The sequence below is a fragment of the Stappia sp. TSB10GB4 genome (genome assembly GCF_900185745.1).
Taxonomy (GTDB): domain Bacteria; phylum Pseudomonadota; class Alphaproteobacteria; order Rhizobiales; family Stappiaceae; genus Stappia.
Genome location: NZ_FYAV01000076.1, coordinates 1 through 15,771 on the forward strand (window position 1 = coordinate 1; position 15,771 = coordinate 15,771).

13 protein-coding genes, 1 tRNA gene and 1 riboswitch are annotated in these 15,771 nt (G+C 69.1%); of the genes, 7 read left to right on the top strand and 7 right to left on the bottom strand.

Translation table 11 applies throughout. The annotated features are described in order from the left end of the window. Positions 1-229: 229 nt before the first annotated feature. Positions 230-703 (top strand): TspO/MBR family protein, encoded by a 474-nt coding sequence (locus tag TSB10GB4_RS21680; RefSeq protein ID WP_186397440.1) that lies wholly within the window; start codon positions 230-232, stop codon positions 701-703. A 27-nt stretch (positions 704-730) separates the two neighbouring features. Here TSB10GB4_RS21680 and TSB10GB4_RS21685 read toward each other — a convergent pair whose 3' ends face one another. The 3 genes from TSB10GB4_RS21685 to TSB10GB4_RS21695 are packed head-to-tail and all read right to left on the bottom strand — an operon-like array spanning position 731 to position 3,661. After that, complete coding sequence (locus tag TSB10GB4_RS21685) at positions 731-2,008, bottom strand: MFS transporter (RefSeq protein WP_186397441.1); 1,278 nt, start codon at positions 2,006-2,008, stop codon at positions 731-733. Then, the gene (locus tag TSB10GB4_RS21690) at positions 1,999-2,814 is read right to left on the bottom strand and encodes a 2OG-Fe(II) oxygenase (protein ID WP_186389830.1); all 816 of its coding nucleotides are present in this window, start codon (positions 2,812-2,814) and stop codon (positions 1,999-2,001) included. Before TSB10GB4_RS21690 ends, TSB10GB4_RS21685 begins: the two co-directional genes overlap by 10 nt. 4 nt (positions 2,815-2,818) lie before the next feature. After that, positions 2,819-3,661, bottom strand: coding sequence for a 2OG-Fe(II) oxygenase (locus tag TSB10GB4_RS21695; RefSeq protein WP_186397442.1), 843 nt, complete (start codon positions 3,659-3,661; stop codon positions 2,819-2,821). A gap of 207 nt (positions 3,662-3,868) precedes the next feature. On the opposite strand from TSB10GB4_RS21695, the gene TSB10GB4_RS21700 reads away from it, so the two are divergent. Then, the gene (locus TSB10GB4_RS21700; RefSeq protein WP_186397443.1) at positions 3,869-4,747 is read left to right on the top strand and encodes a LysR family transcriptional regulator; all 879 of its coding nucleotides are present in this window, start codon (positions 3,869-3,871) and stop codon (positions 4,745-4,747) included. Positions 4,748-4,833: 86 nt separating this feature from the next. Here the strand turns inward: TSB10GB4_RS21700 and TSB10GB4_RS21705 are convergent. Next, positions 4,834-4,908, bottom strand: a tRNA-Asn gene (locus TSB10GB4_RS21705). A 229-nt stretch (positions 4,909-5,137) separates the two neighbouring features. Then, positions 5,138-5,364, top strand: a riboswitch (cobalamin riboswitch). Between the two features lie 124 nt (positions 5,365-5,488). Here TSB10GB4_RS21705 and cobU point away from each other — a divergent pair. Genes cobU through TSB10GB4_RS21730 form a run of 5 tightly spaced genes read left to right on the top strand, consistent with a single transcriptional unit; the run spans position 5,489 to position 13,070 of the window. Next, entirely contained in the window at positions 5,489-6,070 is a 582-nt protein-coding gene (cobU, locus tag TSB10GB4_RS21710; protein WP_186397444.1) for a bifunctional adenosylcobinamide kinase/adenosylcobinamide-phosphate guanylyltransferase, read from the top strand. After that, positions 6,067-7,179: a cobalamin biosynthesis protein CobW gene (gene cobW / locus TSB10GB4_RS21715; protein ID WP_186397445.1), complete on the top strand. Its 1,113-nt coding sequence runs from the start codon at positions 6,067-6,069 to the stop codon at positions 7,177-7,179. The genes cobU and cobW overlap by 4 nt, the downstream gene beginning before the upstream one ends. A gap of 31 nt (positions 7,180-7,210) precedes the next feature. Continuing rightward, positions 7,211-10,969 carry a cobaltochelatase subunit CobN gene (cobN, locus tag TSB10GB4_RS21720; RefSeq protein ID WP_186397446.1) on the top strand — a complete coding sequence of 1,253 codons (3,759 nt, stop codon included), beginning with the start codon at positions 7,211-7,213 and terminating at the stop codon, positions 10,967-10,969. Positions 10,970-10,986: 17 nt separating this feature from the next. Then, positions 10,987-11,598, top strand: a complete 612-nt coding sequence (gene cobO / locus TSB10GB4_RS21725) for a cob(I)yrinic acid a,c-diamide adenosyltransferase (protein WP_186397464.1) — start codon at positions 10,987-10,989, stop codon at positions 11,596-11,598. Then, positions 11,598-13,070, top strand: a complete 1,473-nt coding sequence (locus tag TSB10GB4_RS21730; protein ID WP_244571002.1) for a cobyric acid synthase — start codon at positions 11,598-11,600, stop codon at positions 13,068-13,070. Before cobO ends, TSB10GB4_RS21730 begins: the two co-directional genes overlap by 1 nt. Before the next feature lie 2 nt (positions 13,071-13,072). Here the strand turns inward: TSB10GB4_RS21730 and TSB10GB4_RS21735 are convergent, their stop codons facing one another. The 3 genes from TSB10GB4_RS21735 to cobD are packed head-to-tail and all read right to left on the bottom strand — an operon-like array spanning position 13,073 to position 15,700. Then, on the bottom strand, positions 13,073-13,687 hold the full coding sequence (locus TSB10GB4_RS21735) for a DUF938 domain-containing protein (protein WP_186397447.1): 615 nt from the start codon (positions 13,685-13,687) through the stop codon (positions 13,073-13,075). A gap of 8 nt (positions 13,688-13,695) precedes the next feature. Continuing rightward, positions 13,696-14,676 (bottom strand): adenosylcobinamide-phosphate synthase CbiB, encoded by a 981-nt coding sequence (gene cbiB / locus TSB10GB4_RS21740; RefSeq protein WP_186397448.1) that lies wholly within the window; start codon positions 14,674-14,676, stop codon positions 13,696-13,698. A 4-nt stretch (positions 14,677-14,680) separates the two neighbouring features. Next, positions 14,681-15,700 carry a threonine-phosphate decarboxylase CobD gene (gene cobD / locus TSB10GB4_RS21745; RefSeq protein WP_186397449.1) on the bottom strand — a complete coding sequence of 340 codons (1,020 nt, stop codon included), beginning with the start codon at positions 15,698-15,700 and terminating at the stop codon, positions 14,681-14,683. Between the last annotated feature and the right edge of the window lie 71 nt (positions 15,701-15,771).

Genomic DNA, 15,771 nt, shown 5'->3' on the forward strand with positions numbered 1-15,771 from the left:
TAGCGCTTGGTCTTCTTGGCGATCTTGGCCATCCGGCCACGACTCTGCTCTGTCCACATTCAGAGCTTGAATCACAAAGCGCCTCAACGAAAAACCCCTGTCCGCGATTTTCCAAACGGCCTCTAAGTGAAAAGCGAAACTTGATCGGACGGGGAACCTGCAGGGCGCTGACCTGGCATGGGGGCCCGCTCCCCAGCGCCGTACTTCGTGAAATGTCGAGGCAAAGCTCATGGACATGTCCACCCTGCCGGCTCTGCTGGGGTTTCTGGCAGCCTGTTTCCTTGCCGCCCTGACCGGCGCGCTGTTCCGCCCCGGTGAATGGTACGAGCGGCTGAAAAAGCCGGCCTGGCGCCCGCCCAACCGGCTGTTCCCGCCGGTCTGGACGGTGCTCTACGTGATGATCGCGGTGTCCGGCTGGCTGGTCTGGCGCGAGGCGGGCTTTGCCGGCGCGGCGCTGCCGCTCGCCGTCTACGGCGTCCAGCTTGTGCTCAACGGCGCCTGGACGCCGCTGTTCTTCGGCCTGCACCGCCCGGATCTCGGCATGATCGACATCGTGCTGGTGTGGCTGTCGATCGTCGCGACGATCCTGCTGTTCTGGCCGGTGCACATGCTCGCGGCGCTGCTGCTGGTGCCCTATCTCGCCTGGGTCACCTTCGCCGTCGCACTGAACTTCTCGATCTGGCGGCTGAACCGGGAGGGGTGAGGCGAACGCAAGACCTCCGCCGCCCGATCAGGACCGGTCCTTGACCGGGGAGGCGGCCGGGCGTGCGTCCTGCGCACGGATGGTGACGACCCGCGCGCCGGTGACAAACACCAGATAGCCGGCAAGGGACAGGGCGGCCAGCGCGCCGACCGCGAGCCGATAGGCAGCCTCGACGCCGACTTCCGGGGCGAGGGCGGACACCAGGGCGCCGAAGCCCCATTGCCACAGGAACACGCCGACGAACAGCAGCAGGTTGAAGAAGGCGATGGCGCGCCCGGCCTCGGCGGGCTGCGACCTCTGGCCGACGAGCGGATGCGTCACCGAGAGCGGCCAGGCGGCGACGCAGAACAGCGCGAACAGATACCAGTCGGCGCGGGCGCCGAGGGCGGCAATGACGACGAGCAGGACGATGCTGGCCGGCGTCCAGCGCCGCAACACCTGCTCCCCGTCCTCGGCGCTGGCGAGAAATCGCGGCGACAGATAGCCCATGACCAGGAACACGAAGAGCATGATCACGTTGATGTAGAGCAGCTCCAGTGCCGCGCCGCGCGGGCTTTCGCCCATGACTTGCGTCAGCCATGGCCCGATCCACAGGGTCTGCACGGCGACGAGGATCGCGTAGTTGAAAAAGCCGAGGGCCCCGATCCGCCAGATATGCGCGGTCCGCACGATCGACGCATAGCCACGCAGGATGCCGTGCGGCGACACCCCGGCGGCCGGGCGATGCCCCGGTGCCTGCAGCGCGACCAGCAGCGCGACGGCCGCGAACAGCACCCCCAGCACGAGGAATAGCATCGGCCAGCCGAAGCGCGTGGCGAGGCTTTCGGACGGCAGCGTGCCGAGGATCAGCCCGAGCGCTCCGGCCATCAGCATCCACGAGTTGAGCCGCTGCTGCAGCGCCGGCGTCGTCCACAGGCGGGCGGCCGTGAGGGGGGCGATCAGGCAGGCGCTGACGCCGACGCCGGTGAGCAGCCGCGCTCCGAACAGGCCTTCGAAACTGTCCGCGACAGCGAACAGGACGCAGGACAACGCGGCGATGGCGAGCGAGACCACCAACACGGCGCGCACGCCGAACCGGTCGAGCAGGGCCCCCATCGGCAGTTGCAGGATCGCGAAAGAGGCGAAATAGGATCCGGCAAGCAAGCCGAGTTCGCCGGCGGACAGGGCGAACTGCTCGGTGAACATGGGGGCGAGCGCGGCGGTGACGCCGCGCAACAGCGAGGACAGCAGGTATCCGGCGGCAAAGATCACCAGGACGGCAGTGCCCAGGTGACCCTTGCTCGCCGCAGGGCGGGTCAGCTCCATACCGTCAGCGGCTCCCTGTCTCCCCGGTAGCCGAGAAAGCCCGAGATCGTCAGGCGGTCGATGCCCTCGCCGGGCAGCACCGCATGCAGCTTACGCGCATTGAACAGGATCAGGTCGCCATTCTCCGGCTTTGCCGAATAGTTGCAGGGCGGAAGGTTCTCCAGCGGAATCGCATAGTCGTCGCCGCGCTGATCGAGGAACTCCGCGTCCGACAGTTCGTCCTGCCACATCGCCAGTTCGCCACCCGTCTCGGGGACATCGACATAGATGTTGATGCCGAACTGGCTGATCAGGGACGCGGCCTCCGGCGTGTCGGGGGCATGGCGGCCGAACATGTCGTGGTGAGCCTTGAGGGGAATGCCCGGCTTCATGCAGCGCGACAGGCCGACGAACATCTTGCGGCCGTAGAGCGTCTGCAGCGTGCAGCCGGCGCCCCAGGTCTCGTCCATGACGCAGCGGAATGTGTCCATCGGGCAGGGATAGGGATCGCAGGCCCTGCGCAGCAGGTTGAGATTGTCGAGCGCGGTGGCGAAATAGTGCTCGATGATCTCCGGCTTGCGGCCTGTTTCGAAATAGGACATGCCGATCCGGCCGACCTTGGGAGCGTTGAGATAGTCGCTATAGCCGGTGGACTTCAGTCCTTGCGAGATGGTCCGGCACGCCTCGGCGGAAATGAACTCCGGCACGCGCAGGACCTGGATCTCGTTGCGGATCAGGGCCAGAACGTCGTCCAGCGAGAGGGTGGGGGCGACGCGCACGGGATCGATCGGGGCGGCGGACGAGACATCGGGACGGGCAAGGGTCATGGCGTCAGCTCCAGTAGGTGAGCGGCTGGTCGTCGCCGCGATAGCCGATGAAGAAGGACACGGCCATGCGCGCCGTATCGTGCGGCGAAGCGACCGCGTGGATCTTGCGGGAATCGAAGATCAGCAGGTCGCCCCGTCCGGGCTTGACGATGACGTCGGGCGTCGGCAGGTCCTCTACGGCGATGCCGTATTTGCCCCGGCGCCTGCGGTCGAATTCCTCCGTCGTCATGTTGCGATGCCACATCAGCAGTTCGCCGCCCACTTCGGGCACCTGGAAGTAGATGTTGGCGGCGAACTGGGCGAGCAGCGATTCCGCTTCCTCGATGCCCGGAGCATCCTCGGAGAAGATGTCATGGTGGGCGAGGAACGTCGTGTTCGGCTCCACCATCCGCGACAGGCCGACGAACATCTTGCGGCCGAACAGCGTCTGCAGGTTTGCACCCGCCGGCCAGATCTCGTCGAGAATGCCGCGCAGCGTGTCGAGGGGCGAGCCGTACGGCTCGCAGGCCTTGCGGAAATCGTTCAGATGCTCCCGCGCGACCACGAAATAGCGCTCGATCAGTTCGGGCTTGAGCTCGGTCTCGTAGAAGGCCATGCCGATCTTGCGGACCTCCGAGACGTTGATGTAGGGCTCGAAACCGAGGGAGGCCTGCCCCCGAGAGATCAGTTCGCAGGACGGACCGTTCGCAAAGGCCGCAACCCGGATGACGCGGACCTCGCCCCTGGCGAGTGCCTTGAAATGCTCGCTGTTCAGGCCGTACTTGTCGGTATGCATCACATAGGGCAAGCCGCCGGACGCCGGGCTGGCCTCGAAGCGTTCGACTTCAGTGGACAATGCAGTATCCATGTCGCCTCCTCATACTTCGTTGCGTTCTGGTCCGGAGCCTTGCACGTGCAGTCGTGACCAGCAGCCCGGCCAGGTGGCCGGTTGCGTGCCGGAGCATGCGGTTGACTGGTTTTTATGGGTGCAACCTATAGTATGAATGCGCCGCAGAGGCAGCCGCTCCGGCCGCAACTCTGTCGTGCCGCTACGTCACGAATGCAGCAGGGATCCATGCTCGCACCCGAAGTCATCCTGCTCCTGCGGCTGGCCGATCTCGGCACCCTGGCGGCTGTCGCCGAGGAGACGGGGATGACGCCGTCGGGCGTGTCCCGCATGGTGTCGCGCCTGGAGAAGCGCACCGGCATCAAGCTCGTGCACCGCTCAACCCGTCGGCTTGCCTTCACGCCGGAGGGCGCCGTCTTCATCGGCTATGCTCGCCGCATGCTGAAGCTCGCAGAGGCGGCCGAGGTCGACCTGTCGCACCGGCACGGCGAGGTTCGCGGCCATCTGCGCGTCAATTGCGGTACCGCCTTCGCGCGGCACCGGTTGGCGCCGCTGCTGCCGGCGTTCCTGCGCCGGCATCCGGCAGTGACGGTCGGGGTTTCGGTTTCCGACCACCGCATTGACCCGTTCGAGGAGCAGATCGACGTGACGATCCGCGTCGGCCTGCTGGACGACAGCGAGTTGATCGCGGCTCGCCTGGGCACGGTCCGCCGCGTCATCGCCGCAAGCCCCGCCTATCTGGAACGGCGCGGCACACCGACGACCGCCCAGGACCTGGGGAGCCACGACTGCCTGTTGCTGACCGGGTTCCCGGACCAGGCCTATTGGCCGATGATCGAGCAGGGAGCGGTGGTGCGCACCCCCGTCCGCGGGAGCGTCACCGCGGACAGCGCCGATACGCTGTTGCAGATGGCGATCGAGGGCGTCGGCATCATCCGCTTGGGGGATTTTCTCGGCAGGAAGGCGCTTGCCGAGGGACAGCTTGTCGAACTGTTCAAAGGACAGCACGACGCGGATCCCAAGCCGATCTCCGCCCTGATGCTTCCCGGCCGCCAGACCATTCCGCGCGTGCGCGCCTTTGTCGACTTCCTGAAGGAGCGCGCCTAGAGCCCATTCGGCCACGGCAATCCGATATCGCCAGGCGACGCATGTTTTCGGGAAGACTGGAGAATTTTCAGGAAGAATGGAGGAAGTGGCTCCCCGGGCCGGATTCGAACCAGCGACCAAGCGGTTAACAGCCGCTTGCTCTACCACTGAGCTACCGGGGATCACGAAACACGCGGAGCATCCGCACCGCGTCGGTGGCAGGCGTATAGCAAACTGCGCCGCCGCTTGCCAAGCCCTTTGTCGCAAAACTTTTCCACAGTTGGGGAGCGGGCAAGGGGCGGGCGGTCCGCGGCCTGCAAGGCTTTGGTGCGCGGGCAGCCAAGACCGCCGCGAGGGAAGGGGCGGCGCGCCTTTCCGTCTCGCCGCTGGACGCGGGGCCCTTCGGCAGGCTATGAGTCGTGATCTTCCGGTCCTTTCTGACGGACGAAGTCCGATGAAAGGGGAAAGTCGGAATACGGTGGGGGAGGACCCAAGTCGGGCTCCCGAATCCGTAGCTGCCCCCGCAACTGTGAGCGGCGAGCCTTCCTGCATGAACCACTGGGCCGTTTGGTCCGGGAAGGGCAGGGCAAGGCCGCGACCCGCGAGCCAGGAGACGAGCCGGATCACCCGAGCCCCCGCCAAGGGGCCCGGCCCGAAACGTCACGCGCCGTCGGGTGGACGGCAGGAGGCCAGAATGTTCCCGTTGAAGGGCGCCCGCCGCTTCAGCCCTCCCGGCATATCCCGCCGCCGGACGGCTTGCGCGTGAGCGGCGCATCCGATTCGCCAACCGCCCCGGCCCCTGTCGCGGCCCGCACCGTGCTGGTGACGGGCGGCGCGCGCTCGGGCAAGAGCCTTTATGCCGAGGGGCTGGTGCGCGCCTCGACGCGCGAGTGCGTCTATGTCGCCACCTGCACGCCCCATGACGAGGAGATGCGCCAGCGCATCGACCGCCACCGCAACCAGCGGGGCGAGGGCTGGCGCACCATCGAGGAGCCGCGCGATCTTGCCGGCGTCCTCGCCGCCGAGAGCACGGCGCAGCGCGCCATCCTCGTCGATTGCCTGACGCTGTGGCTCAGCAATCTGATCTTTGCCGAGGCTGATCCGGAAGCGGAGACGGCCCGGCTCGCCGAGGCGCTGCGCGCCGCGCCCGGCCCCATCGTTCTCGTCACCAACGAGGTCGGCTCGGGCATCGTTCCCGAAAACGCGCTCGCCCGCCGCTTTCGCGACGAGCAGGGTCGCCTCAATCGCCGCATCGCGGAACTCGCCGATGTAGCGGTGCTCGTCGCCGCCGGCCTGCCGCTCGTTCTCAAGCCATCCCACCTCCAGCCGGAGATCCGCCTATGACCGCATCCACGCCCCGCACCGCCAGCAAGATCCCGGCCACCATCGTCACCGGCTTCCTCGGCGCCGGCAAGACGACGCTGCTCGCCAACCTGCTGCGCGAGGCGAAGGGCAAGCGCATCGCCCTCATCGTCAACGAGTTCGGCGACATGGGCTTCGACGGCTCGCTGGTCGACGGCTGCGCCGATCCGGACTGCGCCGCCGAAGAGGTGGTGGAGCTGACCAATGGCTGCATCTGCTGCACCGTCGCCGACGATTTCCTCCCCACCATGGAAATGCTGATCGCCCGCGACGAGGCGCCGGACCACATCGTCATCGAGACCTCGGGCCTTGCCCTGCCGCAGCCGCTGGTGCGCGCCTTCTCCTGGCCGAGCGTCAAGACCCGCGTGACGGTCGACGCGGTGGTGACGGTGGTGGATGCCGCAGCCGTCGCGGAAGGGCGGGTGACCGGCGACGAGGCGGCGCTGGCCGCGCAGCGCGCCGCCGACGAGGCGCTGGACCATGACAGCCCGGTGGAGGAGCTGTTCGAGGACCAGCTCGTCTGCGCCGATCTGGTGGTGCTGAACAAGGCCGACCTCGTCGATGCGGCGACGCTGGAGCGGGTGCGGGCCGAGGTCGCCGGGCGGGTGCGCGCGGCGGTGGAGATCGTCGCGGCGGAAAAGGGCAGGCTCGCCGCCGACGTGCTGCTCGGCCGGATGAGCGCTTCGGAAGACGACATGCACGGGCGCGAGAGCCATCACGAGCATCATCACCACGACGACCACGACCACGATCACGACGATCATGATCATGACCATGACCACCACCATCACCATCATCACGACCACGACGACTTCGTCAGCCATGTGATCGAGCTCGCCCCGCTCGCCTCGCTGAAGGATCTGGAGGCGCGCGTCGCCGCCGCCATGGCGGTGCCCGGCGTGCTGCGCATCAAGGGCGCGGTCGGGATCGAGGGCAAGGCCGCGCCGGCGATGGTGCAGGCGGTCGGCCCGCGCGTCGAGGCATGGTTCGCGCGCGACGCACGCGCCCCTGGCCGGGTCGTGGTGATCGGCCTTGCCGGCTTCGACCTTGCCCGCGTCGAGGGTCTGCTCGCCAGCGCGCTCGCCGCCTGATCCATACGGCAGGCAGGGCGCAGGAGACGGCATGCATATTCTCGCGGGGCGCAGCGGACGCATCGACCAGGGCGACGAGGCGGTCGATCTCGGCCAGTCGCCGGCCGATGTCGTCGTGCTGTCGGCGGCCGACACGGAACTCGCCTCGCTCGCCGCCGTGGCAGCAGGCGGCGGGGCGGGGCAGCCGAGCCTGCGGCTTGCCAACCTGATGGCCCTGTCGCACCCCTATTCGGTCGATCTCTATGCCGAGCAGACGGTGGCGGGCTCCCGGCTCGTCGTGCTGCGCCTGCTCGGCGGGGCGGAATACTGGCCCTATGGCGTCGAGCGGCTGACCGAGGCGGCGCGCGGCCACGGCCTGCATCTGGCGGTGATGCCGGGCGACGACCGCTGGGACGCGGACCTTGCCGCCCGCTCCACCCTGCCGGTCGACGAGGTGAGGCGCCTGTGGCGCTATCTCGCCGAAGGCGGGGCGGAAAATCTTCGCAACTTCCTGCGCTATGCCGCGCATTTGCTGGATGGGGCGCAGGAGCCCGATCCGCCGCGCCCGCTGCCGCGCGCGGGCCTGCTGCTGCCCGGCTGTGCGCACCCGACGCTCGCCGACCTGCGGGCGAGCTGGGCCGATCCGGCCGCGCCCGTTGCCGCCATCGTCTTCTACAAGGCCCTGATGCAGAGCGCGGCGACCGCGCCGGTCGAGGCCCTGTGCGCGGCGCTGGCGGGCGAGGGCATCAACCCGCTGCCGGTCTTCGTCTCCTCGCTGAAGGAGGCCGAATCCGCCTCCGTCCTCGGCGCGCTCTTCGCCGAGGCGCCGCCCGCCGTGGTGCTCAACGCCACCGCCTTCGCCGTGTCGAAGGCCGGCGAGGCGCACAGCGGAACGCCGCTCGATGCACCTGGCGTGCCGGTGCTGCAAGTGGTGTTCTCCTCGTCCTCGGAAGAGGGCTGGCGCGACGCCGACCAGGGCCTTTCGATCCGCGATCTCGCCATGCATGTGGTGATGCCGGAGGTGGACGGGCGCATTCTCACCCGCGCCGTCTCCTTCAAGGAGCAGGCGCCGCACGATCCGCTGACCCAGTCGGCGACCATGCGTTTCGTGCCGAAACCCGACCGGGTGGCCTTCGTCGCCGCCCAGGCCGCGCGGATCGCCCGCCTCGCCGCGACCCCGGCGGCGGAGCGCAAGGTGGCGCTGATCCTTGCCAACTATCCCAACAAGGACGGGCGCCTTGCCAATGGCGTCGGCCTCGACACGCCGGCCTCCTGCGCCCGCCTGTTGCAGCGGCTTGCCGCCGAGGGCTACCGCATCGACGGCGCGCCGCAGGGCTCTGCCGAACTGATGGCGCGGATCAGCGACGGCCCGACCAACGACATCGCCGCCCGCCGCGTGCGCCATGGCGGCGCTGAGCTTTCGCTCGCCGACTATGCCGCTGCCTTCGCCCGGCTGCCGCAGGCGGTGCGCGAGGCGGTCACTGCGCGCTGGGGGGGGCCGCAAGACGATCCGCATGTGGAGGAAGGGGCGTTCCGCCTCGCCGTGACGCGCTTTGGCAATGCGGTCGTCGGCATTCAGCCGGCGCGCGGCTACAATATCGATCCCAAGGCGACCTATCACGACCCGGACCTGGTGCCGCCGCACCACTATTTCGCCTTCTACATCTGGTTGCGCGAGACATTCGGTGTCCACGCCGTGGTGCATCTGGGCAAGCACGGCAATCTCGAATGGCTACCGGGCAAGGCGCTGGCGCTGTCCGAAGACTGTTTCCCCGAAGCAGTGCTCGGGTCGCTGCCCAACATCTATCCCTTCATCGTCAACGATCCGGGCGAGGGGGCACAGGCCAAGCGCCGCACTTCGGCGGTCATCGTCGACCACCTGACGCCGCCGCTGGCGCGGGCCGAAAGCCACGGCGTCGCCGCTGAGCTGGAGGTGCTGCTCGACGAATATTACCTGGCGCAGGGCGTCGACCCGCGCCGGCTGAAGGCGCTGACCCGCGACATTCTCGAGGCGGCGGAGCGGCACGGTCTCGACCGCGACATCGGCCTGACCAGCGAGATGGACGAGGAGACGCGGCTTGCCCGGCTCGACGCGCATCTGTGCGACCTGAAGGAGTTGCAGATCCGCGACGGGCTGCATGTGCTGGGTGCCGCACCTGGCGGCGATCTGCTGACCGCGCTTCTGGTGGCGCTGGTTCGGGTGCCGCGCGGCGAAGGGCCGGCGCATGAGGGCATCACCCGGGCGCTCGCCCGCGACCTCGGACTTGGAGGCTTCGACCCGCTCGCCTGCGCCTACGAACTGCCCTTCGACGGCCCGCGCCCGGCGCTGCTTGCCGAGGTGTCCGGCGATCCCTGGCGCAGTTGCGGCGACACGGTGGAGCGGCTGGAACTGCTGGCGGCAAAACTGGTGGAGGAGGGCCGCGCGCCGGAGGGCTTTGCCGCCACCGCAGCCGTGCTGGAGGAAATTACGACCCGCATCCGCCCGGCCGTCACGGCTTCGGGGGAGGCGGAAACTGCCGGCGTTCTTGCCGGTCTTGCCGGGCGCTTCGTGCCGCCGGGCCCGTCCGGCGCGCCGACGCGCGGGCGCCCCGATGTGCTGCCGACGGGCCGCAACTTCTACTCCGTCGACGTGCGCGCCGTGCCGACCGAGACCTCCTGGCGCATCGGCGCGGCCAGCGCCGAGCGGCTGGTCGAGCGGCATTTCCAGGACGAGGGCGAATATCCGACCGCCGTGGTTCTGACCTGCTGGGGCACGGCCAACATGCGCACTGGCGGCGACGACATCGCCCAGGCGCTGGCGCTGATCGGCGCCCGGCCGAAATGGGAGGCGGGCTCGGGCCGCGTCACCGGCTTCGATATTCTCTCGCTCGCCGAGCTCGGCCGGCCGCGCGTCGACGTCACGCTGCGCATTTCCGGCTTCTTCCGCGATGCCTTCCCGCATCAGGTCGACCTGTTCCAGTCGGCGGTCGCCGCCATCGCCGCGCTGGAGGAGCCGCAGGACGCCAACCCGCTCGCCGCACGCGCCCGCAAGGAAGCCGCCCGGCTGGAGGCGGACGGCCTTGCCCCGGAAAAGGCCCGCCGGCAGGCGCTCTACCGCGTCTTCGGCTCGAAGCCCGGTGCCTATGGCGCCGGCCTGCAGGCCTTGATCGACGAGCGCCTCTGGGAGGTGCGCGCGGACTTTGCCGACGCGTTCCTCGCCTGGGGCTCCTACGCCTATGGCGGCGGGGCGAAGGGCGAGGGCGCGCGCGCCAGCCTGACCGCGCGCCTGTCGCAGGTCGACGCGGTGCTGCACAACCAGGACAACCGCGAGCACGACCTGCTCGACAGCGACGACTACTACCAGTTCGAGGGCGGGCTCGCCGCGACGGTGGAAACGCTGAAAGGCACGGCGCCGAAGATCTATCACAACGACCATTCGCGCCCCGAGCGCCCGGTGATCCGCACCCTGTCGGAGGAGATCGGCCGGGTGGTGCGGGCGCGCGCCGCCAATCCGAAGTGGATCGCCGGCGTCATGCGCCACGGCTACAAGGGCGCGTTCGAGATCGCCGCGACGGTGGACTATCTCTTCGCCTTTGCCGCCACCACCAATGCGGTGGGCGACCATCACTTCGACCAGCTCTATGATGCTTATCTGGACGACGGAGAGGTCCGCGCCTTTTTGGCCGAGGCCAATCCGAAGGCGCTGGAGGAAATCGAGGCGCGCTTTCGCGAGGCGGTCGAGCGCGACCTGTGGCGGCCGCGGCGCAATTCGGTGCGCGCCGCGCTGAATATCGAGGCCCCGCAGGGGCAGGAAAGGGAGACGACCTCGTGAGCGACAAGAAGGCCGAAATGAGCGAAGAGGAGCTCAACGCCCGCCACGCCGAGAAGATGCGCAAGAAGAAGGCCGCGCGCGACAAGATCATGGCGACCAAGACCATCGAGAAGGGACTCCTGATCGTCCATACCGGCAAGGGCAAGGGCAAGTCGACGGCCGGCTTCGGCATGGTGTTCCGCTCGCTCGGCCATGGCCACAAGGTCGCCGTGGTGCAGTTCGTCAAGGGCCGCATCGAGACCGGCGAGCGCATGGCGCTGGAGCGCTTCTCCGACCTCGTCACCATCAAGCGCATGGGCGAGGGCTTTACCTGGGAGACCCAGGACCGCCAACGCGACATCGACGCCGCCCGCGCCGCCTGGGAGGCGGCCAAGGACCTGATCCGCTCGCGCGAGCATCGCCTCGTCCTGTGCGACGAGCTGAACATCGTGCTGCGCTACGACTACCTGCCGATCGACGAAGTCGTCGCCTTCCTGCGCGACGAGAAGCCGGAGGACGTGCATGTCGTCGTCACCGGCCGCAACGCCAAGGACGAGCTGATCGAGATCGCCGACCTCGTCACCGAGATGGAGCAGGTCAAGCACCCGTTCCGCTCCGGCGTGAAGCCGCAGGAGGGGATCGAGTTCTGATGGCGGCAGGCCGCCGCATCCCCGCCCTGATGATCCAGGGCACCGGCTCGAATGTCGGCAAGAGCCTCGTCGTGGCCGGGCTGTGCCGGCTGTTCGCCGACCGGGGGCTGAAGGTGCGGCCGTTCAAGCCGCAGAACATGTCGAACAACGCGGCCGTGACCAGTGACGGCGGCGAGATCGGCCGGGCGCAAGGCTTGCAGGCGATGGCCGCGCGCGTGCCGCTGTCGGTGCACATGAACCCGGTGCTCCTGAAGCCCGAGACGGATGTCGGGGCGCAGGTCATCGTGCAGGGGCGGCGCGCCGGCACGATGCGCGCGCGCGAGTACGGCAGCCGCAAGGCCGAGCTCCTGCCGAAGGTGCTGGAGAGTTTCGAACGGCTCAGCGAGGGCGCGGACCTGGTGCTGGTGGAAGGGGCGGGCAGCCCGGCGGAGATCAATCTGCGCGCCGGCGACATCGCCAATATGGGGTTTGCTGAGGCGGCCGATATCCCCGTCGCGCTGTGCGGCGACATCGACCGCGGCGGGGTGATCGCCAGCCTCGTCGGCACCCATGCGATCCTGCCCGAGGCCGAGCGGGCCCGCATCAAGGCCTTTCTCGTCAACCGCTTCCGGGGGGATGTGTCGCTGTTCGACGACGGCGTGCGGGAGATCGCCGCGCGCACCGGATGGCGCGCGCTCGGCGTGGTGCCGTGGTTCGCTGATGCCCACCGCCTGCCGGCGGAAGATGCGCTGGCGCTGGAGGAAAGCGACGGCGACGGCTCGGTGAAGATCGCCGTGCCGGTGATCAGCCGCATCGCCAATTTCGACGATCTCGATCCGCTGCGGCTGGAGCCGGGCGTGACGCTGGAGCTGGTCGGGCCGGGCCGGCCGCTGCCGGGCGATGCGGATCTCGTGCTGCTGCCCGGGTCCAAGTCGACGGTCGGGGATCTCGCCTTCTTCCGCGCGCAGGGCTGGGACATCGATCTTGCCGCCCATGTGCGGCGCGGCGGCCGCGTCATGGGCGTGTGCGGCGGCTACCAGATGCTGGGGCGGACGATCAGCGATCCCGACGGCATCGAGGGCACGCCCGGCACCGTCGACGGGCTTGGCCTGCTCGACGTCGACACGGTGCTAACAGTGGACAAGCGCCTTGTCGAGGTGACGGGCCGCCATGCGGCGAGCGGGACAGCGCTTGCCGGCTACGAGATCCATATCGGCCGCACGCAAGGGCCGGACACCGCGCGACCTTTCGCGCTGCTGAGCGAGGGCGGCGAGCCGGACGGCGCGGTCTCGGCAAACGGGCGCATCGCCGGCACCTATGTGCACGGGCTGTTTGCCTCCGACACGTTCCGGGCCGGCCTGCTGGCGGAACTGGGCAGCGGCTCGACCCGCGCCTATGAGGGCGAGATCGACCGCACGCTCGACGCGCTGGCCGCGCATCTGGAGGCCTCGCTTGACATCGAGGCGCTGCTGGAGATCGCCCGCGCGCGGTGACCTTACCCGCCGGCGCGCCGCCAGATCAGCAACTGGTTGTTCGCCGGCATCGCGAGATCTTCCAGCAGGGTCAGCCCCTGCGCTTGCGCCAACTCGTCGAGCGCCTCGAAATCGCGAATGCCGCTCAGCGAGTCGCGCGCCCGCAATTGCGCGTCGAATTCGGCATTGCTCTTTGTGGTGAAGGCGCCGCCATATTTCATCGGCCCGTAGACACAGCACAGGCCGCCCGGCGCCAGCACCTCGCCGATACGGGCGAAGAACTGCCCGACATGGGCGAAGGACATGATGTGCAGCGTGTTGGCCGTGAAGACCGCGTCGAAGGCATCGGGCGCGTCCGCCGCCGGCAGCGGCCAGGGCGGGGCGGCGACGTCGAGGGCGAGCGGCGGCGGTGTCCGTGCCGTTCCCTCGCTCTCCAGTCGCGCCGCAAGCCCCGAAACGGTGCCGGGCAACTCGCTGCACTGCCAGACAAGCTGCGGCAGGGCCGCAGACATGTGCACCGCGTGCTGGCCGGTGCCGCTGCCGATCTCCAACACGCGCCGGCAGCGGGCGAGGTGGGGACGGAGCCCCGCGAGGATCGCGTCCTTGTTGCGCTCGGCGGAGGGGGCGAAGGGAAGCATGGCGGACCTCACAGGAACAGCGGGACGAGCGCGATGGCCGCGACCGCGACCGCCTGCAGCACCATCGCCTGGCGGAACACTTTCAGCGCGCGGGAAATGTCGCCGGCGGTGGCCTCGCGCCGGCCGCCTTCGTTCATGAACGGATCGTCGACCGTATAGCCGGGATAGGCGCGCGGGCCGGCCAGCGCCAGCCCGAGCACGGCGGCCATCGCCGCCTCCGGCCAGCCGGCATTGGGCGAGCGGTGCTTCGGCGCGTCCCGCCGCATCACGGCAAGGCTTTCCTGGAGGCTACGGCCGTTCAGCGGCGCGGTCACCGCCATGGCCAGCCCGCACAGGCGGGCGGCCGGCCAGTTCACCAGATCGTCGAACCGGGCCGAGGCCCAGCCGAAGGCCTCGTGCCGCTCGGTCCGGTGGCCGACCATGGAATCCGCCGTGTTCACCGCCTTGTAGGCGATGAGGCCCGGCAGGCCGAACAGCAGGAACCAGAAGGCCGGCGCGGTCACCCCGTCGGCGGCGTTTTCCGCGCAGGATTCGATGGCCGCGCGGGCAACGCCGGCCTCGTCGAGCTGCTGCGGATCGCGGCCGACGATCATCGCCACCGCCCGCCGTCCGCCGGCAAGCCCGTCCTCCAGCAGGCCGTCGCGCACCGCCGCCACATGTTCGTAGAGGCTCTTCTGGGCGATGAAGATCGCCGCGATCACGGCAACGCCGATCTCTCCGAAGGGCAATGCGCGCAGGATCACCTCGATCAGCACGCCGACCAGCAGCGAACAGGCGACAAGGCTTGCGAGGAACACCGCGCCATAGATCTTGCGCGCGCGCGGCGAGGCGGCGGGATCGTTGAAATCCTGGTCGGCGATCTCGATCACCTTGCCGATCAGCACCACCGGATGCGGCACCGCTGCCCATAGCCGGCGCGGATCGCCGATCAGCGCATCGAGCGCCAATGCCAGCAGCAGCAGGAAGGCGGTGTCGGCGAAGAGCAGCATCGTTTCAGCGTCCCGGTGCCACGCCGCTGTCGGCCATGGCGTTTTGCAGCGCCGCCTCCAGCCGGGCCAATCCCTCGCGCCCACCGGGCAGGCCGATGCGCAGCCAGGTCGGGGCGTAGTCGAAGATGCGCGTCCAGATCCGCTGGCGGGCGAGCGCCTCGTGCAGGCCGGCGGCGTCGCGCGTGCCCGCCAGCACGAAGAGCGGCGTGCCGCCGAAGACGGAAAGCCCGTTCATCTGCAATGACAGCGTCAGGTCGGCGGCTTCGTCCGCAAGCTGTGCCATCATCGCCCGGCGCCAGGCATCATTGGCGAGCGCCTGCGCGCCGGTCTCGATCGCAGGGCCGGAGACGGCCCAGCTTTCCAGCCGCTCGCGCAGCGCGGCGACAATGTTCTGCGGCCCGGCAGCAAAGCCGAGGCGCAGCCCGGCAAGGCCGTAGAACTTGCCGAAGGAGCGCAGCACCAGCGCCGGGCGCCCGGCCAGATGCGGCAGCACGCTGGCGCCCGGCACGCAGTCGGCAAAGGCCTCGTCGACGACCAGCATGCCGCCGCGTTCCGCCATCTGCCCGGCCATGTGGCGCAGGCTCGACGGGTCGACCAGCCGGCCGTCCGGATTGTTCGGGTTGACGATGACCAGCACCTTCACCTCAGGCGCCAGTTCCGCGTGCGGCGAGGTGACCTCGCAGACCCGCCGTCCGGCGCGGCGCCAGCTATCCCCGTGGCTGCCATAGGTCGGCCCGGCGATAACGACATCGCCTTGCGGGAGCACATGCGGCAGCAGGGCGATCAGCGCCTGCGTGCCCGGCGCGGCATTGAGCTTCAGGTGGGCGGGCACCTCATAGGCCTTGCGCGCGGCGGCAAGCAGCCGGTCGAGCGCGCCCTGCGAGGGCAGGTTCTGCCAGCAGCGGGCGGGCAGGGAGGGCACGGGATAGGCATGCGGATTGATGCCGGTCGACAGGTCCAGCCAGTCCTCGGCGAGCCCGCCATACCGGGCCATCGCGCCGCCCAGATCGCCGCCATGCTTCATGCGCCCGCCTCCGGTGAGTGATCCTGTTGTTGCCGTCTGCATGACAGATAGACCACGGGCAAGGCGACAGG

Bases quoted from the DNA above. Each gene is read 5' to 3' on its own strand.
- TSB10GB4_RS21680 (WP_186397440.1), top strand. From the start codon at position 230: ATGGACATGTCCACCCTGCCGGCTCTGCTGGGGTTTCTGGCAGCCTGT.
- TSB10GB4_RS21685 (WP_186397441.1), bottom strand. From the start codon at position 2,008: ATGGAGCTGACCCGCCCTGCGGCGAGCAAGGGTCACCTGGGCACTGCC.
- TSB10GB4_RS21690 (WP_186389830.1), bottom strand. From the start codon at position 2,814: ATGACCCTTGCCCGTCCCGATGTCTCGTCCGCCGCCCCGATCGATCCC.
- TSB10GB4_RS21695 (WP_186397442.1), bottom strand. From the start codon at position 3,661: ATGGATACTGCATTGTCCACTGAAGTCGAACGCTTCGAGGCCAGCCCG.
- TSB10GB4_RS21700 (WP_186397443.1), top strand. From the start codon at position 3,869: ATGCTCGCACCCGAAGTCATCCTGCTCCTGCGGCTGGCCGATCTCGGC.
- cobW (WP_186397445.1), top strand. From the start codon at position 6,067: ATGACCGCATCCACGCCCCGCACCGCCAGCAAGATCCCGGCCACCATC.
- cobN (WP_186397446.1), top strand. From the start codon at position 7,211: ATGCATATTCTCGCGGGGCGCAGCGGACGCATCGACCAGGGCGACGAG.
- cobO (WP_186397464.1), top strand. From the start codon at position 10,987: ATGAGCGAAGAGGAGCTCAACGCCCGCCACGCCGAGAAGATGCGCAAG.
- TSB10GB4_RS21730 (WP_244571002.1), top strand. From the start codon at position 11,598: ATGGCGGCAGGCCGCCGCATCCCCGCCCTGATGATCCAGGGCACCGGC.
- TSB10GB4_RS21735 (WP_186397447.1), bottom strand. From the start codon at position 13,687: ATGCTTCCCTTCGCCCCCTCCGCCGAGCGCAACAAGGACGCGATCCTC.
- cbiB (WP_186397448.1), bottom strand. From the start codon at position 14,676: ATGCTGCTCTTCGCCGACACCGCCTTCCTGCTGCTGCTGGCATTGGCG.
- cobD (WP_186397449.1), bottom strand. From the start codon at position 15,700: ATGAAGCATGGCGGCGATCTGGGCGGCGCGATGGCCCGGTATGGCGGG.